Genomic DNA, 24,265 nt, shown 5'->3' on the forward strand with positions numbered 1-24,265 from the left:
CCATGAGCACCTCGACAAGTCATAAGGAACAGGCCGTGAATACCGCAGCCGTGCAACCCGCCTCTGGCGCATCGCAACAGCGCAATGCCAATCCGTTCGGCAATCTCGGACGGGTGCGCCGCTTTCTGGCCCCTGCCGTGACGCGGCCATTCGCTATCGTCGAGACGATCGTCTTCATGGTGATCGTGTGCGGCCTCGCGTGGCTGGTCGAGCCGCGCGATCCGTTGCTGCTGGGCGCGGGCTTTCCCTGGCTGTGGCTCGCGCCGCTCGTCATCGCGCTGCGCTACGGCGCCTTGCCCGGTCTTCTCGCCGACGCGTTGCTGCTCGCCGTGTGGCAGCTGTTCTATCCGCATGGCAGCGTGTTTCCTGTGATGGTGTTCGCAGGCGGGATCATCGAAACGATACTCGTCGGTCACTTCGGCGACACATGGGGTAGCCGTGCCGCGCGCGCGTCCGCCCTCAACGACTATCTGAACGACCGTCTCGTCGCGTTGACGAACAGTCACTATCTGCTGCGTCTGTCGCACGAAAGGCTGGAAAAAGATCTGCTCTCGAAGCCGACCACGCTGCGCGATTCGATTACCGAATTGCGCCGCCTGTCGGTCGAGGGCAGTGCGGAGGCCGCTTCGATTGGCGTGGCAGGAACGGCGCAAGGGCAGATGCAAGGCGAGACGCAAGGCGAGATGCTGCCGGGCGCACATGGCCTGCTCGAGTTCGTCGCCCAGGCATGCCAGATCGAAGTGGCGGCTGTCTATCCGGTGCGCGGCGGGCGGCCGCTTGCCGAGCCGGTTGCACGCATTGGCGACCGCTTCGAGTTCGTTCCGAAGGACGAACTCGTCACTCACGCAATCGGCACGCAGGCCATCGCGCACCTGAAAAGCGAAGACACGCCGCTCGCAAATACGCAGTACCTGGTGTGTGCGCCGCTCGTGTCCGCCGACGGCGTGCTGCTGGCGCTCCTGGTCGTCAAGCGCATGCCATTCCTGTCGCTCAACTTCGACAATCTGCAACTGCTGCTCGTGCTGCTCGGTTATTACGCCGACGGCGTCAAGCATGCGAAATTCGTGCAGAGGATCGTCGATACGGTGCCCGGTTGCCCGTCTGACTTTGCGCTCGACCTTGGCCGCCTCACGCGCATGCAACGCGACGCGGGCGTCGCTTCGTCGCTGGTTGCGCTCGCGTTCCCGCGCGACGAAGCCGGCGATTCGCTGTTCGAGCACGTGATGCGCCGCCGCCGTTCGCTGGACGTGATGTGGCCGGTGCGTAGCGCGACGCAGTCGGTGCTCGTCAACCTGATGCCGGCCACCGATACGACCGGCATCGACGGTTACCTCGCGCGTATCGAAGGGAGCCTCGCGGCGCAATTCAATACCGATCTCGAACGGGCGCGCATCGGTGTGCACACGTTGCACCTCGACGGCACAGATCCTGGCCAGGCGCTGTTGCGTCTTCTCAAGCGAAGCGGCGTCGATGTCTAAAGCCCGGACCCTCATCGTCGCGGCGCTGCTGGCCGTGCTCGCCATGTTTGCGCAGGGCGCGGCGCTTGCGCAGCTCCTGCATCCCGTGCGCGGCGTCGATTCATTGCTGCTTTTCTTCGTGCTCCAGGCGCTCGCCGGTCTGGCGGAAGCCGCCGTCTTTCACGCGTTTTTACCGGCGCGCTACCGGGAACCGCGCGCATGGTCGCTGCTGTTGCTGTGGCTCATATGCACCTTCGTGCCGTTCGGCGGAGGCCTGATCGTGCTTGCAAGCTGCATCTGGGCCGCCTGCTTCCCCGGCTCGAAAGAAAGCGGACTGCTGGGCGACGTGGCGCGCCCCGAGTTCGTCACATGGCTCGTGTCGCGCGTCTCGCACGGCGGCGGCGCGCGCCTGCAGGCGCGGCTCGCGAACACCCAGGTGAGCGCCACCGACCGGCTCTCCGCACTGGTCGCCATCCAGGGCATGCCGACCCGCACGACAGGTACGTTGCTGCGCGAACTGCTCGCCGATCCGCTGGAAGATGTCCGCCTGATTGCCTACGGCACGCTCGATCATGCCGAAAACGAAATCATGCAGAAGATCTTTCATACCGGCAAAGCGCTGGAAGTCGCGGCCGACGACGGCGAGCGCCACGCGCTGAACCGGCGTCTGGCGGAATTGCACTTCGAGCTGGTGTATCAGAACCTCGTTCAGGGCGCGGTGTATCGACACACGCTCGAACAGGCAGACCGCTATGCCCGTGCCGCGCTCGCCACCGACGCTTCCGACGCCGCGCTATGGCTGATCCGCGGCCGCCTCGCGCTCGCCGACGGCAAGCCGGAGGAGGGGCAGGCGTGCATGTCACGCGCCCAGGAGCTGGGCTTTCCGCGCGAACGGCTGGTTCCGTGGCTGGCCGAAGTGGCGTTCCTGAACGGCGACTATCCGCAGGTTGCCGCGCTGCTTGCGTCGCTCGGCAATGCGGCCGTGCTTCCTACACTCAAACCGGTTGTGAGCTACTGGTCATGACGAAACTGTCCCTGCTGCGCCGGGCCGTCGACGCCGATGTCTGCCTGCTCCTCGAAGGCACGTTTCCCTACGTGCGCGGCGGCGTATCGAGCTGGGTCAACGAAATGGTGCGGGCCTATCCGTCCACCCGTTTTTCGATCGTGTTTATCGGCAGCCGCGAGGAAGACTATCCGGGCGCGGCGTATGCGCTGCCTGAGAACGTCGTGCATTTCGAAACGCACTATCTCTACGAGCACGGCGCCGCCGACGAGCGTCAGCCGCACGCAATGGATGGGGACGCCGCTGCGTTCGCCCGCTCGGCGGAGCTACACGCGGCATTACGCGACCGGCGTGGCGAACAGGACGCCGGCGTGTTGATGGCCAGCATGATTCCGATGCTCGGCGAGAGCGGGGCGTTGAGCGAGGCGCAATTTCTGACCAGCCGCCGGGCATGGCAGAACATCGTCGACCAGTATGAGCAGTACTGCACCGACCCGTCATTTACCGACTACTTCTGGACCGTGCGCATCATGCATAAGCCGCTGTGGCAGCTCGCGCGCGTCGCGGAACAGCTGCCGCCGGCGCGCGTGTATCACACGGTGTCGACAGGCTATGCCGGTTTTCTCGGCGCGATCCTGCATCACCGCACGGGGCGTCCGCTGCTCGTGTCCGAGCATGGCATCTATACAAAGGAACGCAAGATCGATCTGCTGCAAAGCCGCTGGATTCGCGACAATCGCGGCGTGTTCGAGCGCGACATCTCAAAGGTCAGCTATTTCCGCGAGCTGTGGGTGCGCTTCTTCGAGGCGATCGGCAAGCTGGCCTACGATGCCGCCGACGAAATCGTCGCGCTGTACGAAGCCAACCGCCAGCGCCAGATTGCCGATGGCGCTAAGGCCAGCCGGACCCAGAGCATTCCGAACGGCATCGACGTCGCCGGTCTCGCGCCGCTCGTCGGGAAGCGCGGGTCGGGTCCGCATCGCGTGGTCGCGCTGATCGGCCGGGTGGTGCCGATCAAGGACATCAAGACCTTCATTCGGGCGATTTTCATCGCGTCGCGCACCTTGCCCGATATCCAGGGCTGGATTATCGGACCGGAAGAGGAAGATCCGGCCTATGCGCTGGAATGCCGCGCGCTCGTGGAGAGCCTTGGTCTCGCCGGCAACGTGAAGTTTCTCGGCTTTCAGCGCATTGACGACGTGCTGCCGAAGATCGACGTGATTGCGCTGACGTCGATCAGCGAGGCGCTGCCGCTCGTCGTGCTGGAAGGCTTCGCGGCTGGCGTGCCCGCCATCACCACCGACGTGGGATCGTGCCGCCAGCTGATCGAAGGCGAAGGCGACGAAGATCGCGCGCTGGGCGCGGCGGGGCTCGTCGTGCAACTGGCGAATCCGGCGGCTTTCGCGTCGGCCGTGCTGTCGCTGCTGGGCGACGATACCCGCTGGCTCGCCGCGCAGCAGGCAGGTCTTGCGCGCGTGCGGCGCTACTACACCCGCGCGCAGATGGTCGAGCGATATCGCATTCTTTATGACCGTCTGGCTGCCGCGCCCGACCGTGCGCCTGGATCGCACGGCACGGCGGAACAGGTCGGGAAGTGCCCGGTGCCGCACAGCGCCCGTGCGGCCGCCACCGCCACCGATACGCAGGAGGCACGCTGATGGCCGGGATTGGTTTCGAACTCCGCAAGATACTGCGCCGCGAGACGCTGACCGGCGTCGCGCGGGCCTATGCCTACGCCGGCCTCATCAGTTCAGGGCCGCTCATCCTGTCGATCTTCGGCATTCTGATCATTGGCGTGCTGAGTCTCGCGTCCGTGATACCGAAATTCGCGATCGTCGAATTCCAGGTGTCGGTGACCTACATCATCGCGCTCAGCCTGATCCTGACGGGACCGCTGCAGCTTTCGTTCACGCGTTTCATTTCGGACCGCCTGTTCGAAAAGCGTGCCGACCTCGTGCTGTCGAACTACAACGGCGTGGTGCTGGTGTCGACCATCGCATCCGGGCTGCTCGGGTTCGTCGCGATGGCCGTGGCGTTTCGCGCCGAGCCGCTCGTCTACCGGCTGTTGATGATCGCGGGCTTCGTGGTGGTGAGCAACATCTGGATCGCGGTGATCTTCCTGTCGAGCGTCAAGCAATACCGGCAGATCCTGTTCGTGTTTCTGATCGGCTATGCGTGTACGGTCGCGTTCGCGCTGTTGCTGAATGGGCACGGTCTCGTGGGGCTGCTGGGCGGTTTCGTCGCCGGGCATCTGGTTTTGCTCGGCGGATTGTCGGGGCTGATCTACCGCGATTATCAGAGCGCGCGCTTCATCTCCTTCGAGGTGTTCCAGAAGCGCTTTGCGTATCCGAGCCTCGCACTCGTGGGCCTGCTGTTCAACCTGGGCGTGTGGCTCGACAAGTTCATGTTCTGGTACGCGCCGGGCACGGGTTCGAAGGTGATCGGACCGCTGCATGCATCCGTGATCTACGACATTCCGGTGTTTATCGCGTATGTCTGCGTGATGCCCGGGATGGCGACTTTTCTGGTGCGCATCGAAGCGGATTTCGTCGAGTACTACGACGCCTTTTTTGATGCCGTGCGTAATGGCGCCACGCTGCGCCATATCAACGACATGCGCGACATGATGGTCGGCAGCGTGCGTACGGGCCTCTATGAAATCATCAAGGTTCAGGCCATCGTGTTGCTGCTCATCGTCGCGTTCGGGCAAAGGCTGCTCGAAGCGCTGCATATCTCTGCGCTCTACATGCCGCTGCTGATCGTGGACGTGGTGTCGGCGAGTCTGCAGGTGTTGCTGCTTGGGCTGCTGAATGTGTTCTTCTATCTCGACGGACGCCGTATCGTCCTGAAGCTGACAGCGGCGTTTGTCGTGCTGAATGGTCTCTTCACCGGCATCACCCTCTGGCTGGGTCCCGATTCGTATGGATACGGATTTGCGCTCGCGCTGCTGGTGGTCGTGATAGCCGCCGTTACCGTGCTCGATCGCAAATTCGCGTCGCTCGAATACGAGACTTACATGCTGCGTCACTAGAGCGTTGACGACGTGAGCCGTATCCTTGAGCCCGGAGTGCGCGTCGCTTGCCTGACAGCGCTTCGAACCTGGCAGCAACGGACGCGCAGGTTGGGGCGGGCGGCTTTCAGCGTGGCGGCCGGGTTCGTGTTGGCACACGGCACGGCCGTACAGGCCGGTGCAGAAAATGCGGCGGAGTTGAGGCAGAGCGCTGGCTTGCAGGTGGGCACGCCGGATGGCGCATCGGGTAGCGCCACAGACAAGGCGATGTCAGAGGCTCGCGCGCTGCCGCCCAGACCCACGTGGGTGGCCTACTACGGCGCCGCGGCGGACATCGACGTGGAGCGGCTGGGCCGCACGTTCAAGGTGATCATCATCGACGCCGATCCCGATCCGGACACCGATTACGGTCCCGCGTTCGACGCCACGCAGATTGCGTTACTGAAAGCGCATGGCGCAAAGGTACTCAGCTACCTGAATTTCGGCGCATGCGAACAGTCGCGATCGTACTGGAGCAGGGTGCCTGCGGGCTTCGTTTCGTGCCGCGCGAACAAGGCCGCGTGGCTCGGCCGCTATCAGGGATACCCGGAATACTGGATGAACGTCGGCAACGCCCAGTTTCAGCATCTGATCGCCGACTACGTCGCGCCTCGTCTCGTCGCCGCGGGCGTCGACGGCTTGATGCTCGACAATGTCGAAGTCATCGATCACGATCGCGACGCGCGGGAGGGGATGTGCGATGCCGCGTGCAGGCAGGGCGGTCTCGATCTCGTCGCAACCTTGCGCAGCCGCTATCCGAAGCTTTCGATCGTGCTCAACAATGCACCTGTGTCTGCCCTCGGCGCGACCGGTGGGCGGGTGGCGTTCCCATTGCTGGTGGACGGCGTATTCGCGGAAGATGTCTTTTTGCCGTCGACAAGCCGTTCGCTCGTCTCTCAACTGCGCGCCTGGTCGGATGCAGCGCGCATCGCCGGACGACGCCACTTTTTTGTCGGCACACTCGACTATGCTACGTCCTGTTCCGCCAATGCCGCTGCACGGCGCGCCTGGAACGCCAGTACGCGCGCTGGATTCAGTCCGTCCGTTGAAACGATTGATCTGGACTCGATCTGCTGGTGGCCATGGTTCAAGGGTAGCGGCTGAGACGGCTGAGTGATTGCATCGACAGGAATGGATCTCTTGAAGTCAAAGAACAGTGACCGTAATCTTGCGCATACCGCGCTTGGCCGCCTCTTGCGCGTCGCGCGCGTGGTCGTGGTTGGCGTGCTGTCTTCTGTAGCGCATGCGCAACCGGCGGGCAGCGCGCCGTCCATCGCATTTTTTTATGGCGCCAATCCGCCGGTTGCTCCTTTGAGCGCGTTCGATGTGGTGGTGATTGAACCGGATAGCGGCTTCGATCCGCTTGCGCACAGGAGCACGCACACGGCCTGGTTTGCCTACGTGAGCGTCGGCGAGGTGGCGCCGCAGCGCCCGTACTACGCCGCGATTCAGAAAGCCTGGCTCATGGGACGCAATGCGGCGTGGGCATCGACGGTGATCGATCAGGACGCCGATGGCTGGCCTGCGTTCTATGTCGAGCACGTGATTGCGCCGCTCTGGAAGCGGGGTTATCGCGGCTTCTTTCTCGATACGCTCGATTCATATCAGCTGGTCGCCACGACGGACGAAGCGCGGGCGCGGCAACAGGCGGGGCTCGTCTCCGTCATTCGCGCGATCAGGGCGCGTTATCCGCAAGCCAGACTGATTTTCAACCGTGGCTTTGAGATTCTGCCGCAGGTGCACACGCTCGTGTATGCGGTCGCGTTCGAGTCGCTGTATCGGGGCTGGGATCAGGTGCAACAACGCTACACCGAAGTGCCACAGGCCGACCGCGACTGGCTGCTTGCGCAGGCAGCGACGATTCGCGAGCGCTATCGTCTGCCGGTCGTCTCGATCGACTACTGCCCGCCGGGCGATGCAGAATGCGCGCAGCTCGCCGTCGCCGCGATCAGTGCAACGGGTATCGTGCCGTACGTGACGGACGGGGCGCTTCAGACTGTCGGTGTGGGCCCGGTTCGCGGCTCGAATTGAAACAGGTGGTCGATCTGGAGGACGTCCACATCTCACCGCAATTGCGTAACAGCGATCAGCAAAACCATACTTCCGATGGCCCCATCCAGAATCCTCCACGCGGTAGCACGTCGAAAGAGGGGCGCGAGCACACGGGCGCCATATCCGAGCAGAACAAACCAGACGGCGCTGACAGCCATGGCGCCGAGGGCAAACGCAACCCGCCCGGAGGGTAATTCACGCGCCCCAGCGGTGCCGATCAGCAGGAAAGTATCCAGATAAACGTGGGGATTAAGCCAGGTGAGCGCAAGCGTCATGAGGACGACGGACAACGCCCGCTGCCCGCCGGCAGACGCAGAAACGGAAGCAGCCGAACCCGCCCCCTGAACCTCGAGCACCGCATGCCCCGGCTTGAAGGCGCGCTTCAGCGCCCCCATCCCAAACCAGGCAAGATACGCAATCCCCACATAAAGCATGGCATGCACGAAAACCGGATACCGTTCGACAAGCGCGGAAGCACCTCCCACACCCGCGCCGATCAGAATGAAATCCGACACGGTGCAAAGTAAAACAATCTTGCCGACATGCGAGCGCATGATCCCCTGCCTGAGCACGAAAGCATTCTGTGCGCCAATCGTGACGATCAGCGAAGCGCACAACGCCGCACCATGTGAAAAAGCGAGCCAGTCCATATACGATCCGATAGACGATTGAGACGAATGACGCTAGTCTGCGGTTTCGTCTCTGGTAAGAAAAGCTAATTTAGTTAACGCGGATTAAGGAACGCTAATGCTCGACTATGCCCTGCTCGATGCGCTCGCCGCGGTGGTTCGTCACGGTTCCTTCGAACGCGCGGCGAACGAGCTGAACGTGACGCCGTCCGCCGTGTCGCAGCGCGTCAAGCTTCTGGAGGAGCGGGTCGGCAGCGTGCTCGTCAAACGTGGCCAGCCATGTGTCGCGACCACATCGGGCGCGCTGCTGTGCCGGCATACGGAACGCGTCCAGCTTCTCGAGGCCGAACTGGGCGGCCGCCTGCCCACGCTTCCCGGCGCGCTCGTCGAATCGTGGCCGACGCTGCGCGTCGCAGTCAACGACGACAGCGTCGGCACCTGGTTTATTGACGCCGTCGCGGGCTTTTGCGTCGAGCGCGAGATGCTGCTCGACCTCGTCATCGACGATCAGGACCACACCGCGCAGCGCATTCGCGACGGCAGCGTGCAGGGCGCGGTCACGACGCAGGCCGAACCGGTGCAAGGTTGCCGCTCCACGCGGCTCGGACGGATGCGCTATCTCGCCGTCTGCGCACCGCAATACCTCGAGCGGCATTTTGCGGACGGCGTCACGCGCGACACGCTGCGCGGCGCACCGTGCGTCGACTTCAATCCGAAAGACCAGCTTCAGAAGCGCTACATGCGCCGCGTCACGCGTGCGGAAATCGATCCGCCACTGCACTGGATTCCACACGTGGCGGGTTTTCTGCGTGCATGCATGACGGGAATGGGCTGGGGCATGTGTCCCGAGCGCATGGTCGCACCGCACCTCGCGCGCGGCGAACTGGTCGAAATGACGCCGGGCAAGCACCTCGACGTCGATCTCTACTGGCAGAGCTGGCGCCTGTCGATCGGCTGGCTCGACGAGTTCAGCGCCGTACTGCGCAAGCGGGCCGCCGAATTTCTCGATTGACGCAGGCAGCCATCCGATCGCATGAAAGCGCCGCTGTGGTCCCTATGCAGCGACCGCGCGTCTTCATCGATCATCGATCATGGATCGCTAGCTGCTCCGGTTGCCTGGCGCCTCCGGCACGGCCGCCGTTTCGCTGGCGGTATCGCTGTCGCGCGTTTCCGGCATCGCGGCCCACACCAGCAGCACAGCCAGCGCGCCGGCACCAGCGAGGCCGAAGAAGCTGGTCGCATTGCCGAAGCGGTCGGCGATGAACCCGGCTGCTGCCGTGCTCAAGGTCGCGCCGATGCCGGCCGCCAGCCCGAAGAGTCCGATGCACAGGTTGTAGCGTCCCTTGCCGCCGGCCACGTCGGCCGCGATGAGCGGCAACATCACGCCGAACACCGCGGCGCTCAAGCCGTCGAGCATCTGCACCGGCACCAGCAGGTAAGGGCTGCTCACCCCAGAGAACAGCAGCGCACGCACGGGCAGCGCGGAGAAGCCGAGCAGCAGGATCGGCCGCCGGCCCCAGCGTTCGGCTGAGCGTCCCACCCACGGCGACATCATCGCGACGATCGCCTGCGGCACGATGATGCACGCGGCGATCACGAGCTGGACGTTGTCGCCCATGCCCGCAGTCACTTCGCCAGCGGCGAGATTGAGCATTGCCGCGTTCGCCAGATGGAACAGCACCACGCACGCCGCGAAGATCAGCATCCGCTTGTCGCGCAGCAGTTCGAGCAGCGTCTCGCGCTCGCCTGGGTCGGTCTTCTTCTTGTGTTTCACCGCGACAGGTGTCGGCGCCGGATTCGTATGAATCATGCTGAGCGCGACAAGGGCGGGCAGCGCAAGCGCACCCGTCAGCCAGAACACGGCGCGCGGCGAAAAGTATTCGCCGAAGAGACCCATCAGGCCGGCCGCGACCGCGCTGCCTATCGACGCCCAGCGCGCATTGCGGCCAAGCCGGTCGCCAAGATCGTGGCGTCCGACGAGCGTGATCGAGATCGCCGCCATCGCCGGCACCAGCATGCAGCTCGCAAAGCCGTGGAAGACCTCGGCGATCATCACCGGCAGCACGGTTGGGCTGGCCGCGAGCAGCAGCGCGCTCAGGATGATGGCGATGATCGCCCATGCCGCAGCGGCCTTTTTGTTGCGTAATGCGTCGACGGCGGCGCCCCCCGGCACCTGGCTCACCATTGCGCTGATCGTGCCGACGGAGAGCGCGAGGCCGATTTCCCCTTGCGTCCATTTGTGCGACGCGAGGTACGACGCGATGAATGGCCCGAAGCCCGTCTGCACATTGGCGACGAAGAAGTTCAGCCAGTCGAGCGCGCGCAGGCTGCGCGCATGGATGAGATGTTGGTTCGTCATCACCTGGGCCGCGCAGAAGAGGCCGTAGCCGTGGATGGCGAAGCGGCTGCGACGGGCGCAGGCGCGGGAGCAGCTGGGGCCGCTGGTGCAGCCGGTGCAGCCGGTGCAGCAGGTGCAGCAGATGCAGCAGATGCAGCCGGTGCGGCAGGTGCGGCAGGCGCAACCGGCGAAACGGCACGGATCGGCTGGTCGGCGGCGTAGGGTGGCGACGCCTTGATCTGCGCTTCGTTGAGATCGATCAACGGCATGAGCGCCTTGTTCCTCACGCCGAAGCGCATCGCCGACCAGTTCGCGGCAATCGTGCGGCGATCCAGATTGATGATGCCGCCCACGTCGAGCACGACCGCCTGCGGCTGTGCATTACCGTCGATCAGCACGTCGACGATACGGCCGACTTTCTCGCCGTTCGACCGTTCGACCGTTGCATCCAGCAAAGGCACCTGCCCGGGGTCGACAGGCGGCGTCGTCGTGCCCGCAAACGGTCCGGCCAGTTTCGGACCCACGGCCGCGGGCGTCTTGCCGGGCGGCACGTTGAGCGTGATCGGCGCGGTTTTCGCGCCGGGCGTGAAGCGGAAAGCCGTCCACGGGAAATTGGCCTTACGGTCGCCAATCCCGAGAAAGCCCTGCAGATTGACCACCATTTCGCGCGGCGTGCCGCTCGCGTCGGTAATCATGTCGACCGCCCGGCCGACGACCTTGCCGTCCGGCCGCTGCACTTCGCTGTCGAGCAGCCCGTGGGCCGCATTGCGGTCGATGATCCGCGTCGTGATGATCGGCGCAGGCGGCGGAGGTGGTGGAGGCGGCGGCGGGGGCGGTGGCGGCTCTTCGACCTTGTGGGGTTTGACAACCGGCTTTTTGGGTTTCTTCTGCGCCTGGTGTTCCGGCGTCTCGGGCTGCTCCGGCGGCTCGGTCGCGACTGGCTCGATGGGTTCCTGCTCGACCGGGATTGCCTCTGCTTCGCGGACCGGCGCGGGCTCCTGCGTGGGATTGAACAGGCTGCAGCCTGACAGGACGAGCGCCACGAGGACGAGAAAGAACGGCAGACGGAAGGCTGGACGTGGGAAACCGCCACTCATCAAGAGGAACTCCATGTGCCATTGCGGGGGCGCGACCGGTCGTGTTGCCTTGCCCGCAGCGATTCGGTTGATAGTGCGTACGCGCCAGAGTTTAACCCGCGACGACCGGCGCGCCCGATTGGCGGCCCATTTGGCGGCCCATTGCGCGGGGTTCGAGGCCCGTTCCGCCCGTCGTTGCCACCTGTTTTTCAGGGGTGAAGGCCGTAGGTGTATACGCGCGGGCTGGGTCCGCGCGTTGCCGCGTCCCTAAGAATATAAGCGTCGCGACATGTCCGGCATGCCATCCATGCGATAGGAGATATGTTTGTGTTCACCTACATTTCGGCACAGCAGGAAGCGAAATCAATCAATAAACGTAACGAGACGAACCCTGATGACGGCCGGCTTTCCGACCGTTTCAGCATGCTGATAAAGGAGGCACTCATCATGATGGAACCCCAGGCCCAGCCGATTAGCGATGTCGGCACCCAGACTTTCGACGGAAAGGGCATTCTCGACCGCTATTTCGAAATCTCCGCACGCGGCAGCACGCAGCGTCAGGAAATCGTCGCGGGCGTCACCACGTTTCTGGCGATGGTCTATTCGGTCTTCGTCGTTCCCGGCATGTTCGGCAAGGCGGGCTTCGATACGAGCGCGGTGTTCGTCGCCGTTTGCCTGACCACCGCTTTCGGTTCAATGCTGATGGGCATCTGGGCCCGACTGCCGATCGCGATCGGCTGCGCGATCTCGCTGACCGCGTTCACCGCATTCGGGCTCGTGCTCGGCAAAGGGCTGCAACCGACGGTCGCGCTTGGCGCGGTCTTCCTGATGGGCCTCGTGTTCACCGGCATCTCGGTGACGGGCGTGCGCTCGTGGATCCTGCGTAACCTGCCGTCGGGCATTGCGCATGGCACAGGCATCGGGATCGGCCTCTTTCTGCTGCTGATCGCGGCGAACGACGTGGGTCTGGTCGTCAAGAATCCGGGCCCGGGGCTGCCGGTGCAACTGGGTCACATCACCTCGCTGCCGGTGATCATGTCGGTGGCGGGTCTCGCGGCCATCTTCGGCCTGGTGCGCCGTCGCGTGCCGGGTTCGATCCTGCTCGTGATCGTGGCGATCTCGGCGCTGGCGATGGTTCTCGATCCGGCTGTGGCGTTCCACGGTGTGTTTGCGTTGCCGTCTCTGTCCGCGCCGGGTCACGCTTCGCTGATCGGTTCGATGGACATCAAGGGTGCGTTGTCGCTCGCGGTGCTGCCTAGCGTGCTGGCGCTGGTGATGACGGCGGTGTTCGATGCCACGGGGACGATTCGCGCGGTCGCAGGGCAGGCGGGGCAACTCGATGAAAACGGCCGCATCATCAACGGCGGCCGTGCGCTGACAGCCGATTCGCTCAGCTCGATCTTTTCGGGCTTCTTCGGTGGCGCGCCGGCTGCGGCTTATATCGAATCGACCGTCGGCGTGGCCGCCGGTGCGAAGACGGGGCTTGCGGCGGCCGTAGTCGGTCTGCTGTTCCTCGTCGTCATGTTCTTCTCGCCGCTGGCTGGCCTCGTGCCTTCGTATGCGACGGCGCCCGCGCTGATGTATGTGGGTCTCCTGATGCTGAGCAGCGTCAGCAAGCTCGACATGAACGACATGATCGACTCGATGTCGGGCCTCGTCTGCGCCGTGTTCATCGTGCTGACCGCGAATATCGTGACGGGCATCATGCTCGGCTTCTGCACCCTCGTGATCGGCCGGGTAGTGAGCGGCGAGTTTCGCAAGCTCAACGTCGGCACCGTGGCGATCGCACTCGTGCTCGCGGTGTTCTATCTCGGCGGCTGGGCGATCTGATGCGCGGCTTCGCGGACGCGATTCGCCGATCGTGATTCACGCATGAACGACTGATCGCCACCTGGTCGGGTCGGGCAGCACGAGGCGCTTCACGGTGTTCACCGTGAGGCGCCTTGTTCTTTGGATCCCGCCCGCGCGACCCGCATTGCAGGCGCGCTTGACATGAGGCACTGATCGTCTAAGCTTAACTCCATGGTTAAGTATCAGGAAGCAACCCAGGAAGCAACCCAGGAAGCGACCCGGGAAGCGGCGCTGGACCGCACATTCGCCGCGCTCGCGGACCCCACGCGGCGCGCGCTGCTCGCACGTCTTTCGGATCAGCGCGACCTGTCGGTCAGCGAACTTGCGCAGCCCTTTGCCATGTCGCTGCCGGCGGTGATGAAGCATCTCGACGTGCTGTCGGGTGCGGGGCTCGTTACGCGGAGCAAAACCGGGCGCACGGTTGCATGCCGTCTGTCCGCCGCGCCGATGGAGGAAGCGATGCAGTGGCTGACCCACTATCAGCGCTTCTGGTCCGAACAGCTTGACCGGCTTGCAGCCTTTGTGGAGGAAGAAGCATGTCCGCCCGACCCAGTCTCACGCTCCAGCGCCGTCTCAACGCGTCGCCCGCGAAAGTCTACGGCGCCTGGACGGAACCGGCGCAAATAGCGAAGTGGTGGCATCCCGCCAGCAACCGTGTCGTGCATGCCGAAGCGGACGTACGCCCAGGCGGCCGGTTTCGCGTGATCATGCGCACGCCGGACGGCGAGGAGCATGACGTGAGCGGGGTATATCGCGAGGTCGTGCCCGACGCGAAGCTTGTCTTTACGTGGGCGTGGCGCACCGCGCCCGAACGCGAATCGCTGGTTACGGTCGTGTTGCGCCCCGAGGGTGAGGCAACCGTTCTTACGCTCACGCACGAACAGTTCGACGACGAAGCCGCGCGTGACAGTCATCGGTCCGGATGGACGGATGCGCTTGACTGGCTCGAACGCCTGTTTGCCTGAGAGGGGTGCCGTATTCAGCCTGGCGCATCGCTTGCGGCGAAGCCTACAGCGACATGTCGAAGGCTGGCTTCAGAAAGAGCTCGATGCCCATCACGATGAGACCCATTGCGCCGGCCGCCAGCGTCAACGTCCCGTACTCGTCATAGCGCGTGTCATAAAGACAGGCGACGACGAACAGGATCGCAAGCAGATTGGTCAGCCAGTCGAAATTGAGTGCGAGATACATCAGGGAATCCGGGCGGTGGTCTCGTCGCGCCTTGTGTTATGCGCGATTCTAGCGAGCCGGGCTTACGGATTCGCTACAGGACGGCGCGGCGTTGCGCGCGCGTCACTGTATCTGTCGCACCGATTACAACGCCTCCAGGACGTTTACACCATCTCGTTGCGGATCCAGTCGATCACCGAGGTGCGCTGCGGCTTCCAGCCGAGCAGTTCACGCGCACGTTGTCCGCGCACGCGGCTGTTCGAACCGAGACCGTACGACGCCATTTCGTAGCCCCATTCCTGTTTCGCTTCGTCGAGCGGCCAGTCTTGCGGCTTGCCCATGCCGAGCACGTCGGCCATCGCGGTCGTCATGTCGCGGAACGACGCTTCGCCGCTTTCGACGAAGTAGAAGGCGCCGGCCGGCGTCTTTGCGAGCGCGAGACAGTATAGCTCGACGACGTCGTCGATATGCACGTTCGACCAGATATTGCCGCCGCTACCCACGTGGCGCACGACGCCGCTCTTCTTCGCCTGGCGCAGCAGGCGCGGCAGTTGCACGCTTTCGGCGCCGGGCACCTTGCCGTGACCGTAGATCAGCGTGTTGCACAGCACGGCCGAACGGATGCCCTTGTTCGCGGCATCGAGCACGAGCCGGTCGATCGCGACGCGTGCTGCCTTGTCGGCGGTCGGCTCGGGGAGCCTGTCTTCGTCGTAGATCGCCTCGGTGCCTTCGCCGCCCGAGGCGTCGCCGACGATGCTCGAGCCGCTCGTATGCAGAAGCGGCTTGCCGGAGCCGGCGAGTCCTTCGATCAGCGCTTCGACCGCGCCACGGTGGTCGCTGCTGGCGGCGTTGATGACGGCATCGGCGGCCTTCGCCTCACCGATCAGCAACGCGCGGTCGTCGAGATCGCCGATCACGGGTTCGATGCCAAGGCGCCGGAGCGCGTCCGCCAGTTCGGGGCGGCGCACGAGCCCGCGCACGTGATGCCCGGCGCGCACGAGGCCTGCCGCGATCGATCCGCCAATAAAGCCGCCTGCGCCGGTAATGAAGATCTTCACAACGTTCTCCTGCTGGTTGATCTGGAAAAGAGGTGCCCAGTATCCGTCGAAGCGATTCTCGCAAAAACCGTGCTAGTCTCAAATCAATATTGACTGGAAATCAAGAATGAAGACTTCCACCGACGAACTGCTGGCCTTCGTCACGGTGATCGACAGCGGCTCGATCACAGCGGCCGCAGAGAAGCTTCAGCAGACGGTGTCCGGCGTGAGCCGCGCGCTCACGCGCCTCGAAAAGAAACTCGATACCGCACTCATACGGCGCACCACGCGCCGCTTGCAGTTGACGGAGGAGGGCGAGCTGTTCCTTGGCCGCGCGCGGGCCATCCTCGATGCGATGGAAGAGGCGGAGGAATCGGTCGCGCGTCGCCGGGAACGGCCGTCTGGACGCCTGCGGGTGGACGCGGCAACGCCCTTCATGCTGCATTGCATTGCGCCGCAGATGAAGGCGTTCAGCGCGCTCTATCCCGAGATCCGGCTGGAACTGACGAGCAACGAGCGCATCGTGGATCTGCTGGAGCAGAAGGTCGATATCGCGATCCGCATCGGGGCGCTGCAGGATTCGACGCTGCATGCCCGCGCGCTTGGCAGCAGCAAGCTGCGCGTGCTCGCGAGCCCGGCCTATCTGGCGGAATACGGCGAGCCGCGCAGCGTCGACGCGCTGCACGGGCATCGCCTGATCGGTTTCACCGCGCCGGACCTGCTGAACCGCTGGCCGCTGCGCGACGGCCCCGACCTGCTGAAGATCGAGCCGGCCATGGCGGCGTCGAGCGGCGAGACGATCCGGCAGCTTGTCCTCAGCCACTGGGGCATTGCCTGCCTGTCCGACTTCATGACTTCCGCCGATGTGCGCGACGGCCGCCTCGTCACGATTCTCGACAACGTGCTCGTCGACGTGCGGCAACCGGTGAGTGCGGTGTATTACCAGAGCGCAACACTCGCCGGCCGCGTGCAGTGCTTTCTCGATTTCATCGCCACGCGGCTGAGGTTCTGACGCCGCAGCCCGCAGCGTGGGTCCTGCCGGCTTTATTGTTCTGTTGCTGGCGGCCGTGACTGACGTGTATATACAAGTCGTGGCCGAACGCCGTGCCGACCTGTGTCGGCAGCGCTGACCCGCGCCCCGCAGGCGGACCTCGCAATCGTAGCGAGATGCGTGCCACAAGGCGCCATGGCGTCTAATGGAAAGCCCTAACGTCGAAACTGCAAAAACGAGTTGTATATACAAGATGGCGACGCTAGACTTCACACACACTTGTATAGACAGGACACTCCATCATGATTCTTACGCCCGGCTACCTGACCCTTCCGCAACTGCGCCAGATCGCCCGTGAGCAGGTCACGCTTCAGCTTGACCCCGCGAGCTTTGCCGCGATCGACGCCGGCGCCAGGACCGTCGCGGACATCGCCGCGAAGGGCGAGCCGGCCTACGGCATCAATACCGGTTTCGGCCGTCTCGCCAGCACGCACATTCCGCGCGACCAGCTCGAACTGCTGCAACGGAATCTGGTCCTGTCGCACGCTGTCGGCGTGGGCGAACCGATGTCGCGTCCCGTCGTGCGTCTCCTGATGGCGCTGAAGCTGTCGAGCCTTGGCCGCGGTCATTCGGGTATCCGTCGCGAAGTGATGAACGCGCTGATTACCCTCTTCAATGCCGACGTGCTGCCGGTGATCCCGGTGAAGGGCTCGGTCGGCGCCTCGGGCGACCTCGCGCCGCTCGCGCATATGTCGGGCGTGCTGCTCGGCATCGGCGAAGTGTTCATTCGGGGCGAGCGTGCCGAGGCGACGGAAGGCCTGCGCATTGCCGGCCTCAAGCCGCTCACGCTGCAGGCCAAGGAAGGTCTCGCGCTCCTGAACGGCACGCAGGCCTCGACGGCCCTCGCGCTCTACAACATGTTCGCGATCGAAGACCTGTATCGCACGGCGCTGGTCTCGGGTGCGCTGTCGGTCGACGCAGCAATGGGTTCGGTCAAGCCGTTCGATCACCGCATCCACGCGCTGCGCGGCCATCAAGGCCAGATCGAAGCCGCAGCGGCGTATCGCTCGCTGCTGGAAGGTTCGGCAATCAATGTCTCGCACGCCGACTGCGACAAGGTGCAGGACCCGTACAGCCTGCGCTGCCAGCCGCAGGTGATGGGCGCGTGTCTCGACCAGATGCGCCACGCCGCTGACGTGCTGCTGATCGAAGCGAACGCCGTCTCCGACAACCCGCTGATTTTCCCGGACACCGGCGAAGTGCTGTCGGGTGGCAACTTCCACGCCGAGCCGGTCGCGTTCGCAGCGGATAACCTGGCACTCGCCGCCGCCGAAATCGGCGCGCTCGCCGAACGCCGCATTGCGCTCCTGATCGACGCGACGCTGTCGGGCCTGCCGCCGTTCCTCGTCCGCGATGGCGGCGTGAACTCCGGCTTCATGATCGCGCACGTGACGGCTGCCGCGCTCGCATCCGAGAACAAGACGCTTGCGCATCCGGCTTCGGTCGATTCGCTGCCCACCTCCGCGAACCAGGAAGACCACGTGTCGATGGCAACCTTCGCCGCGCGCAAGCTCGCCGACATGGCCGAAAACACCGCGTACATCCTGTCGATCGAACTGCTCGCGGCTGCCCAGGGTGTCGATCTGCGCGCGCCGCACAAGACGAGCCCGAGCCTGCAGCGCGTGATGCAGACGGTGCGCAACGAAGTCGCGCACTACGAACTCGATCACTACTTCGCGCCGGACATCGCTGCGATCACGCGCCTCGTGCAGAACGGCACGATTGCCGCGCACTCGCCGCTCTCGTTCGCTTCTGAACAACAGTAAGGCAACGCTGCCACCAGCATGAACGCACCGGCTTATCAGGGGATCAAGGACTTCATCCTCGCCCGCATCCACGCGGGCGAATGGGCGGAGGGCGACCAGGTCCCATCGGAAAACGAACTTGCACGCGAGTTCAACGTGGCGCGCATGACGGTCAACCGCGCGCTGCGCGAATTGACGTCGGAGCAGGTGCTCACGCGCGTGCAGGGTTCGGGCACTTTCGTCGCGCGGCCGAAGTATGAATCGACGCTCGTCTCGATCCGCAGCATTTCCGATGAGATCGTCGCGCGCGGTCATCGCTATCAGGCGAACGTGCTGCACGTCGGCGCGACGATCGCCGACGAGGCGCTCGCCGAAGAAATGCAGGTCAACGCGGGTAACCCGCTGTTTCACTCGCGTGTGCTGCATTTCGAAAACGACGAGCCGGTGCAGTTGGAAGAACGCTGGGTGAACCCTGCTGTCGCGCCTGAATACGCGCTGCAGGATTTCACCGTCACCACGCCGAACCAGTATCTCGTGCGTGTCGCACCGCTGCAACGCGTCGAGTACAGGATCGAGGCACTGGCAGCCGACGCCGATACCCGTACGCTCCTGACGATGGATGAACTGGAGCCCTGTCTGGTGCTGCATCGACGCACCTGGTCGCAGGGCATGGTCGCTTCGGTGGCCAATCTTTGGCACCCCGGCAGCCGTTATCGCTTCACCGGACACTTCTGAACTTTCTCTCTGGGCATTTGAGGGCCACCAACATGAACAACCCGAAACACATCGATCCGCGTCTCGACCCGTCCCGCACGATCCGCGCGCCGCACGGCAGCGAAAAGAGCTGCAAGAGCTGGCTGACGGAAGCCGCGTACCGCATGATCCAGAACAACCTGGATCCGGAAGTGGCCGAACATCCGCACGCGCTGGTCGTGTACGGCGGTATCGGCCGCGCTGCGCGCAACTGGGACTGCTTCGACCAGATCCTCAAGTCGCTGAAAGACCTGAACGACGACGAAACGCTGCTGATCCAGTCCGGCAAGCCGGTCGGTGTGTTCCGCACGCACGCCGATGCGCCGCGCGTGCTGCTCGCGAATTCGAACCTCGTGCCGCACTGGGCGACGTGGGAACACTTCCACGAACTCGACCGCAAGGGCCTGATGATGTACGGCCAGATGACGGCCGGCAGCTGGATCTATATCGGCAGCCAGGGCATCGTGCAGGGTACGTACGAGACCTTCTTCTCGGTGGCGAACCAGCATTTCAACGGCGACCCGAAGGGTCGCTGGATCCTGACGGGCGGCCTCGGCGGCATGGGCGGCGCGCAGCCGCTCGCAGCGACGATGGCCGGCTTCTCGATGATCGCCGTCGAATGCGACGAGACGCGCATCGACTTCCGCCTGAAGACCCGCTACGTCGACCGGAAGGCGAAGACGCTCGACGAAGCGCTCGCGATGCTCGAAGAAGCGAAGAAGGCGGGCAAGCCGGTTTCGATCGGTCTGCTCGGCAATGCGGCGGACGTGTTCACGGAATGCGTGACGCGCGGCATCACGCCGGACTGCGTGACCGACCAGACCAGCGCGCATGACCCGATCCACGGCTACCTGCCGCAAGGCTGGAATGTCGAAGACTGGCGCGAGCGTCAGAAGACCGTGCCGGACACCATCGTGACGCCGGCGAAGCAATCGATGGCCGTTCAGGTGCAGGCGATGCTGACGCTGCAGGAACGCGGCGCCGCAACGCTCGACTACGGCAACAACATCCGTCAGATGGCGCTGGAAATGGGCGTCGAAAATGCCTTCGATTTCCCGGGCTTCGTGCCGGCGTATATCCGTCCGCTCTTCTGCGAAGGCAAGGGGCCGTTCCGCTGGGTGGCGCTGTCAGGTGATCCGGAAGATATCTACAAGACCGATGCGAAGGTCAAGGAACTGATTCCCGATGATCCGCACCTGCACAACTGGCTCGACATGGCGCGCGAACGCATCGCGTTCCAGGGTCTGCCGGCACGGATCTGCTGGGTTGGCGTGAAGGATCGCTATCGCCTCGGTCAGGCGTTCAACGAAATGGTCAGGAACGGCGAGTTGAAGGCGCCGATCGTGATCGGTCGCGACCACCTGGACACCGGCTCGGTCGCAAGCCCGAATCGCGAAACGGAATCGATGAAGGACGGCTCGGACGCCGTCAGCGACTGGCCGCTCCTGAACGCGCTGCTGAACACCGCGGGTGGCGCGACGTGGGTCTCGCTGCACCACGGCGGCGGCGTCGGCATGGGCTTCAGCCAGCACTCCGGCGTGGTGATCGTGGCGGACGGCACCGAGGCCGCGTCGCAACGTCTCGGCCGCGTGCTGTTCAACGATCCGGCGACGGGCGTGATGCGTCACGCGGATGCCGGCTACGAACTCGCGCAGGAAACGGCGCGCGAGGCCGGTCTCAAGCTGCCGATGCTCGGTCGCTGATGACGGCAGCGAACGTGGCGATGAGCGCTACGCCGCACACGACGCTGATACGCGGCGTCGATCTCGTGGCGTCGCCGTGGAAGAACGGCGGCGGCGTCACGCGCGAAGTGGCGGCCTGGCCGGAAGGCGCCGGTCTCGATACGTTCGTGTGGCGCGTGAGCGTCGCCGACGTAGCGCAGCCGGGTCCATTCTCACGCTTTGCGGGCATCGACCGGACGCTCGTGCTGTTGTCCGGCGCGGGCATGCTGCTCGATGACGCGCAAGGCTATACGCATGCGCTGAAGCAACCGCTCGATATCGCGCGCTTCAAGGGCGAAGCCGCCATCGTTGCGCGGCTCGTCGATGGCCCGACGCGCGATTTCAACCTGATGCTGCGTCGTGGCGCGGCCGCGGGCGAAGTCGAGCTATGGCGCGGCGACGGTGAACACACGTTGTCGGCCGACGTCGCGCTGCTGTTCTGCGCCGAAGGCCCGATCGCGGTGACAGTCGGCGATGCCGCTCCGATTCGGCTGGATATCAACGATACGATGCGTATCGACAGGGCTGACGCCGCGCAGGCGTTGCACTGCACGACGGGCGGCACCGGCGCGCTGCTCGCGATCGGCATCCGCTACGCATGACGGACGCGGCCTCGCTGTGTCGAGACCGCGTATTTCGCCCCACACGGCTATGAGCAAGCGATGAAGCAAACCGTCTGGCATCACCTGAAACTTTGCCCGCAGGGCGACCCCAACCAGACGATCGCCGACGCGGCGATCGCCGTGCGCGACGGCCAGATTGCATGGCTCGGCGCCGCACACGAACTTCCCACGGAATATGCGGCCTGGCCGCGCGAAGACCTCGGCGGCGCGTGGGTGACGCCAGGTCTCGTCGATTGCCATACGCATCTGGTGTATGGCGGCCAGCGCGCCGACGAATTCGCCCAGCGGCTCGCGGGCGTCAGCTACGAAGAGATCGCCCGGCAGGGCGGCGGCATCGTGTCGACGGTGCGCGCCACGCGTGCCGCCGACGAAGACGCCTTGTTCCGCCAGTCGGCCGCGCGGCTTGAACCGCTGCTCGCCGAAGGCGTGACTGCCGTCGAAATCAAGTCTGGCTACGGCCTCGACCTGGACAGCGAGCGCAAGATGTTGCGCGTCGCGCGCCGGCTTGGCGAGCGCTATCCGGTATCGGTGTACACGACGTTTCTTGGCGCGCACGCGTTGCCGCCGGAATTCGCCGGACGTGCCGATGACTACATTGCCGAAGTTTGCGACCGCATGCTGCCCGCGCTCGCGGATGAAGGCCTCGTCGATGCGGTCGATGTGTTCTGCGAGCGCATCGGCTTCTCGCTTGCGCAGAGCGAGCGCGTGTTCGAAGCGGCGGAGCGTCGCAAGCTGCCGGTGAAGATGCATGCCGAGCAGCTGTCGAATGGTGGCGGCACGGCGCTTGCCGCACGTCATCGCGCGCTCTCGGCCGATCACCTCGAATTTCTCGACGAAGCAGGCGTTGCCGCGATGAAGGAAGCGGGCACGGTCGCCGTACTGCTGCCCGGCGCGTACTACTTCATCCGCGAGACGCAGTTGCCGCCGATCGATCTGCTGCGCCGCTACGGCGTGCCGATCGCCATCTCCACCGACAGCAATCCTGGCACGTCGCCCGCCACCTCGCTCCTGCTGATGATGAACATGGCGACCACGCTGTTCCGCATGACGGTCCCCGAAGTGTTGCAGGGCGTGACCTGCCACGCAGCGCGCGCGCTCGGCCAGGCGGAGCGCCACGGTACGCTTGCAGCAGGACGCTCGGCCGATTTCGCGGTGTGGTCCGTCGATACGCTCGCGGAGCTCGCATACTGGATCGGCCGGCCGCTGTGTGCGCGTGTCGTACGGGCGGGCGAAACTGTCCATACGCGGCGCGATCACGCGTAGACCCGCCGTCCTGACCACCCTCGAGGTCCGAAGATGACTCAATCGAATCAATCGCTGCTCGCCGAATACGCGTATCTGCCGGGCGGCTGGCGGCGCAACGTGCTGCTGGAATGGAACGCCGATGGCATGCTGACGGCGGTGACGCCCGACAGCACCGCGGCAACCCCGGGTGTCGCGTATGCGGCGGGCCCTGTTCTGCCCGGCATGCCGAATCTCCATTCGCACGCGTTCCAGCGTGCGATGGCCGGCCTCACCGAATATCGCGCGAATGCCACCGACACCTTCTGGAGCTGGCGCGACCTGATGTACCGCTTCGCCGCGCGTATCTCCCCGGAAGGGCTCGGGGCCATCGCGCAATGGCTGTACATCGAGATGCTGAAGGCGGGCTATACGTCGGTGTGCGAGTTTCACTACGTGCATCACACGCCCGACGGCACGCGCTACATGAACCCGGCGGAACTGGCCCAGCGCGTGGTCGATGCCGCGAAGCACACCGGCATCGGCATAACGATGCTGCCGGTGCTGTACCAGTACAGCGGATTCGGTTCGCGCGCGCCGCGCGCCGACCAGCAGCGCTTCATCAACACGCCGGACAGCCTTCTCGATCTGCTCGGAAAATTGCGCCACGCGCGCGGTGAGGATGCGTCGCTGCGCTACGGCGTGGCGCCGCATTCGTTGCGCGCGGTGTCGGAGGATTCGCTGCGCGCCGTGCTCGGGGGCCTCGACGCGATGCTGCCCGGCGCGCCCGTGCACATCCACATCGCCGAGCAGACCGCCGAAGTCGACGCCTGCCTCGAAACCGAAGGCGCGCGGCCTGTGCAATGGCTGCTCGACCGTTTCGATGTCGATTCACGCTGGTGCCTCGTGCATGCAACGCACGTCGACGCCAGTGAAACCGTCGCGCTCGCGAAGAGCGGCGCGATCGCCGGTCTGTGTCTTACGACCGAGGCGAATCTCGGCGACGGTATTTTCCCGGCGCAGGAGTATCTCGAAGCGAAAGGGCGGTTCGGTGTCGGCTCCGATAGCCATATCGGTGTCGACTGGCGCTCGGAACTGCGTCTGCTCGAATACGGTCAGCGGCTCTCACGCCGTCAACGCAATGTGCTGGCCTCCGCAGAGGCAACCCATGTCGCCGATCGCCTGTACGCCGCTGCGCTGGACGGCGGTGCGCGTGCAACCGGCCGCCCGGTCGGCGCGTTGCAACCCGGCTATCGCGCCGACTGGCTCGTGCTCGATGCCGATCATGCGAGCATCGCCGGGCATGCGCCTGACAGCTGGCTCTCGGGTGTCGTATTCTGCGAGCATGGCGAATCGCCGGTTCGCGACGTGTATGCGGGCGGCGAGAAACTCGTCGACAATCGCCGGCATCGCGACGAAGAACGCGCCTACGCGCAATACCGCGTCGCGCTCGCCGACCTGCTGAAGTGATCGAACGGTCGATCGAACG

At 64.7% G+C, this 24,265-nt stretch carries 22 protein-coding genes; 17 read left to right on the forward strand and 5 right to left on the reverse strand.

Annotated features, from left to right (window positions below; all coding sequences use genetic code 11):
* Positions 1 to 2: 2 nt before the first annotated feature.
* The 6 genes from P3T23_RS07210 to P3T23_RS07235 all read left to right on the forward strand — a co-directional run bounded on the left by P3T23_RS07210 (position 3) and on the right by P3T23_RS07235 (position 7,540).
* Positions 3 to 1,478 (forward strand): PelD GGDEF domain-containing protein, encoded by a 1,476-nt coding sequence (locus P3T23_RS07210; protein ID WP_429315495.1) that lies wholly within the window; start codon positions 3 to 5, stop codon positions 1,476 to 1,478.
* Positions 1,471 to 2,481 carry a tetratricopeptide repeat protein gene (locus P3T23_RS07215; RefSeq protein WP_429315496.1) on the forward strand — a complete coding sequence of 337 codons (1,011 nt, stop codon included), beginning with the start codon at positions 1,471 to 1,473 and terminating at the stop codon, positions 2,479 to 2,481. Before P3T23_RS07210 ends, P3T23_RS07215 begins: the two co-directional genes overlap by 8 nt.
* Positions 2,478 to 4,118 carry a GT4 family glycosyltransferase PelF gene (gene pelF / locus P3T23_RS07220; RefSeq protein WP_429315497.1) on the forward strand — a complete coding sequence of 547 codons (1,641 nt, stop codon included), beginning with the start codon at positions 2,478 to 2,480 and terminating at the stop codon, positions 4,116 to 4,118. The genes P3T23_RS07215 and pelF overlap by 4 nt, the downstream gene beginning before the upstream one ends.
* Positions 4,118 to 5,491 carry an exopolysaccharide Pel transporter PelG gene (gene pelG, locus P3T23_RS07225; RefSeq protein WP_429315498.1) on the forward strand — a complete coding sequence of 458 codons (1,374 nt, stop codon included), beginning with the start codon at positions 4,118 to 4,120 and terminating at the stop codon, positions 5,489 to 5,491. The genes pelF and pelG overlap by 1 nt, the downstream gene beginning before the upstream one ends.
* Before the next feature lie 126 nt (positions 5,492 to 5,617).
* Positions 5,618 to 6,613, forward strand: a complete 996-nt coding sequence (locus P3T23_RS07230; RefSeq protein WP_429315499.1) for an endo alpha-1,4 polygalactosaminidase — start codon at positions 5,618 to 5,620, stop codon at positions 6,611 to 6,613.
* 36 nt (positions 6,614 to 6,649) lie between these two features.
* Positions 6,650 to 7,540 (forward strand): endo alpha-1,4 polygalactosaminidase, encoded by an 891-nt coding sequence (locus tag P3T23_RS07235; RefSeq protein WP_429315500.1) that lies wholly within the window; start codon positions 6,650 to 6,652, stop codon positions 7,538 to 7,540.
* A gap of 32 nt (positions 7,541 to 7,572) precedes the next feature.
* Here the strand turns inward: P3T23_RS07235 and P3T23_RS07240 are convergent, their stop codons facing one another.
* Positions 7,573 to 8,211: a LysE/ArgO family amino acid transporter gene (locus P3T23_RS07240; RefSeq protein ID WP_429315501.1), complete on the reverse strand. Its 639-nt coding sequence runs from the start codon at positions 8,209 to 8,211 to the stop codon at positions 7,573 to 7,575.
* 97 nt (positions 8,212 to 8,308) lie between these two features.
* Here P3T23_RS07240 and P3T23_RS07245 point away from each other — a divergent pair, with 97 nt between their 5' ends.
* Positions 8,309 to 9,202 carry a LysR family transcriptional regulator ArgP gene (locus P3T23_RS07245; RefSeq protein WP_429315502.1) on the forward strand — a complete coding sequence of 298 codons (894 nt, stop codon included), beginning with the start codon at positions 8,309 to 8,311 and terminating at the stop codon, positions 9,200 to 9,202.
* A gap of 87 nt (positions 9,203 to 9,289) precedes the next feature.
* On the opposite strand, the gene P3T23_RS07250 is transcribed toward P3T23_RS07245, so the two are convergent.
* Entirely contained in the window at positions 9,290 to 10,549 is a 1,260-nt protein-coding gene (locus P3T23_RS07250; RefSeq protein WP_429315503.1) for an MFS transporter, read from the reverse strand.
* Positions 10,549 to 11,625 (reverse strand): PRC-barrel domain containing protein, encoded by a 1,077-nt coding sequence (locus P3T23_RS07255; protein ID WP_429315504.1) that lies wholly within the window; start codon positions 11,623 to 11,625, stop codon positions 10,549 to 10,551. The genes P3T23_RS07250 and P3T23_RS07255 overlap by 1 nt, the downstream gene beginning before the upstream one ends.
* A 426-nt stretch (positions 11,626 to 12,051) precedes the next feature.
* Here P3T23_RS07255 and P3T23_RS07260 point away from each other — a divergent pair, with 426 nt between their 5' ends.
* From P3T23_RS07260 to P3T23_RS07270, 3 genes are all read left to right on the forward strand, one after another.
* Positions 12,052 to 13,434: an NCS2 family permease gene (locus P3T23_RS07260; RefSeq protein ID WP_429315782.1), complete on the forward strand. Its 1,383-nt coding sequence runs from the start codon at positions 12,052 to 12,054 to the stop codon at positions 13,432 to 13,434.
* Positions 13,435 to 13,626: 192 nt separating this feature from the next.
* The gene (locus tag P3T23_RS07265) at positions 13,627 to 14,082 is read left to right on the forward strand and encodes an ArsR/SmtB family transcription factor (protein WP_429315505.1); all 456 of its coding nucleotides are present in this window, start codon (positions 13,627 to 13,629) and stop codon (positions 14,080 to 14,082) included.
* Positions 13,992 to 14,420 carry an SRPBCC family protein gene (locus tag P3T23_RS07270; RefSeq protein WP_429315506.1) on the forward strand — a complete coding sequence of 143 codons (429 nt, stop codon included), beginning with the start codon at positions 13,992 to 13,994 and terminating at the stop codon, positions 14,418 to 14,420. Before P3T23_RS07265 ends, P3T23_RS07270 begins: the two co-directional genes overlap by 91 nt.
* Before the next feature lie 43 nt (positions 14,421 to 14,463).
* Here P3T23_RS07270 and P3T23_RS07275 read toward each other — a convergent pair whose 3' ends face one another.
* Positions 14,464 to 14,646, reverse strand: coding sequence for a hypothetical protein (locus P3T23_RS07275; protein WP_429315507.1), 183 nt, complete (start codon positions 14,644 to 14,646; stop codon positions 14,464 to 14,466).
* A gap of 143 nt (positions 14,647 to 14,789) precedes the next feature.
* Positions 14,790 to 15,683 (reverse strand): NAD-dependent epimerase/dehydratase family protein, encoded by an 894-nt coding sequence (locus P3T23_RS07280; RefSeq protein WP_429315508.1) that lies wholly within the window; start codon positions 15,681 to 15,683, stop codon positions 14,790 to 14,792.
* 106 nt (positions 15,684 to 15,789) lie between these two features.
* Between P3T23_RS07280 and P3T23_RS07285 the strand changes: the two genes are divergently transcribed.
* The 7 genes from P3T23_RS07285 to P3T23_RS07315 all read left to right on the forward strand — a co-directional run bounded on the left by P3T23_RS07285 (position 15,790) and on the right by P3T23_RS07315 (position 24,246).
* Positions 15,790 to 16,674, forward strand: a complete 885-nt coding sequence (locus tag P3T23_RS07285) for a LysR substrate-binding domain-containing protein (protein ID WP_429315509.1) — start codon at positions 15,790 to 15,792, stop codon at positions 16,672 to 16,674.
* A 278-nt stretch (positions 16,675 to 16,952) separates the two neighbouring features.
* Entirely contained in the window at positions 16,953 to 18,479 is a 1,527-nt protein-coding gene (gene hutH / locus P3T23_RS07290; protein ID WP_429315783.1) for a histidine ammonia-lyase, read from the forward strand.
* Between the two features lie 18 nt (positions 18,480 to 18,497).
* A complete protein-coding gene (hutC, locus tag P3T23_RS07295) occupies positions 18,498 to 19,193 on the forward strand; it encodes a histidine utilization repressor (protein WP_429315510.1) in 696 nt (231 codons plus the stop codon).
* Between the two features lie 32 nt (positions 19,194 to 19,225).
* Positions 19,226 to 20,914, forward strand: coding sequence for a urocanate hydratase (hutU, locus tag P3T23_RS07300; RefSeq protein WP_429315511.1), 1,689 nt, complete (start codon positions 19,226 to 19,228; stop codon positions 20,912 to 20,914).
* Entirely contained in the window at positions 20,914 to 21,534 is a 621-nt protein-coding gene (locus P3T23_RS07305; protein WP_429315512.1) for a HutD/Ves family protein, read from the forward strand. Before hutU ends, P3T23_RS07305 begins: the two co-directional genes overlap by 1 nt.
* Positions 21,535 to 21,594: 60 nt before the next feature.
* The gene (gene hutI / locus P3T23_RS07310) at positions 21,595 to 22,818 is read left to right on the forward strand and encodes an imidazolonepropionase (RefSeq protein WP_429315513.1); all 1,224 of its coding nucleotides are present in this window, start codon (positions 21,595 to 21,597) and stop codon (positions 22,816 to 22,818) included.
* A gap of 33 nt (positions 22,819 to 22,851) precedes the next feature.
* On the forward strand, positions 22,852 to 24,246 hold the full coding sequence (locus tag P3T23_RS07315) for a formimidoylglutamate deiminase (protein ID WP_429315514.1): 1,395 nt from the start codon (positions 22,852 to 22,854) through the stop codon (positions 24,244 to 24,246).
* Positions 24,247 to 24,265: the final 19 nt, after the last annotated feature.

The organism is Paraburkholderia sp. GAS448 (assembly GCF_050435685.1).
GTDB lineage: Bacteria > Pseudomonadota > Gammaproteobacteria > Burkholderiales > Burkholderiaceae > Paraburkholderia.

Excerpts from the sequence above, each read along its gene's own strand:
- hutC (WP_429315510.1), top strand. The coding sequence starts at position 18,498 with ATGAACGCACCGGCTTATCAGGGGATCAAGGACTTCATCCTCGCCCGC.
- P3T23_RS07305 (WP_429315512.1), top strand. The coding sequence starts at position 20,914 with ATGACGGCAGCGAACGTGGCGATGAGCGCTACGCCGCACACGACGCTG.
- pelF (WP_429315497.1), top strand. The coding sequence starts at position 2,478 with ATGACGAAACTGTCCCTGCTGCGCCGGGCCGTCGACGCCGATGTCTGC.
- P3T23_RS07260 (WP_429315782.1), top strand. The coding sequence starts at position 12,052 with ATGATGGAACCCCAGGCCCAGCCGATTAGCGATGTCGGCACCCAGACT.
- P3T23_RS07245 (WP_429315502.1), top strand. The coding sequence starts at position 8,309 with ATGCTCGACTATGCCCTGCTCGATGCGCTCGCCGCGGTGGTTCGTCAC.
- P3T23_RS07250 (WP_429315503.1), bottom strand. The coding sequence starts at position 10,549 with ATGACGAACCAACATCTCATCCATGCGCGCAGCCTGCGCGCGCTCGAC.
- P3T23_RS07265 (WP_429315505.1), top strand. The coding sequence starts at position 13,627 with ATGGTTAAGTATCAGGAAGCAACCCAGGAAGCAACCCAGGAAGCGACC.
- P3T23_RS07285 (WP_429315509.1), top strand. The coding sequence starts at position 15,790 with ATGAAGACTTCCACCGACGAACTGCTGGCCTTCGTCACGGTGATCGAC.
- pelG (WP_429315498.1), top strand. The coding sequence starts at position 4,118 with ATGGCCGGGATTGGTTTCGAACTCCGCAAGATACTGCGCCGCGAGACG.
- P3T23_RS07210 (WP_429315495.1), top strand. The coding sequence starts at position 3 with ATGAGCACCTCGACAAGTCATAAGGAACAGGCCGTGAATACCGCAGCC.
- P3T23_RS07275 (WP_429315507.1), bottom strand. The coding sequence starts at position 14,646 with ATGTATCTCGCACTCAATTTCGACTGGCTGACCAATCTGCTTGCGATC.
- hutU (WP_429315511.1), top strand. The coding sequence starts at position 19,226 with ATGAACAACCCGAAACACATCGATCCGCGTCTCGACCCGTCCCGCACG.
- P3T23_RS07255 (WP_429315504.1), bottom strand. The coding sequence starts at position 11,625 with ATGAGTGGCGGTTTCCCACGTCCAGCCTTCCGTCTGCCGTTCTTTCTC.
- hutI (WP_429315513.1), top strand. The coding sequence starts at position 21,595 with ATGAAGCAAACCGTCTGGCATCACCTGAAACTTTGCCCGCAGGGCGAC.
- P3T23_RS07215 (WP_429315496.1), top strand. The coding sequence starts at position 1,471 with ATGTCTAAAGCCCGGACCCTCATCGTCGCGGCGCTGCTGGCCGTGCTC.
- P3T23_RS07270 (WP_429315506.1), top strand. The coding sequence starts at position 13,992 with ATGTCCGCCCGACCCAGTCTCACGCTCCAGCGCCGTCTCAACGCGTCG.
- P3T23_RS07240 (WP_429315501.1), bottom strand. The coding sequence starts at position 8,211 with ATGGACTGGCTCGCTTTTTCACATGGTGCGGCGTTGTGCGCTTCGCTG.
- P3T23_RS07315 (WP_429315514.1), top strand. The coding sequence starts at position 22,852 with ATGACTCAATCGAATCAATCGCTGCTCGCCGAATACGCGTATCTGCCG.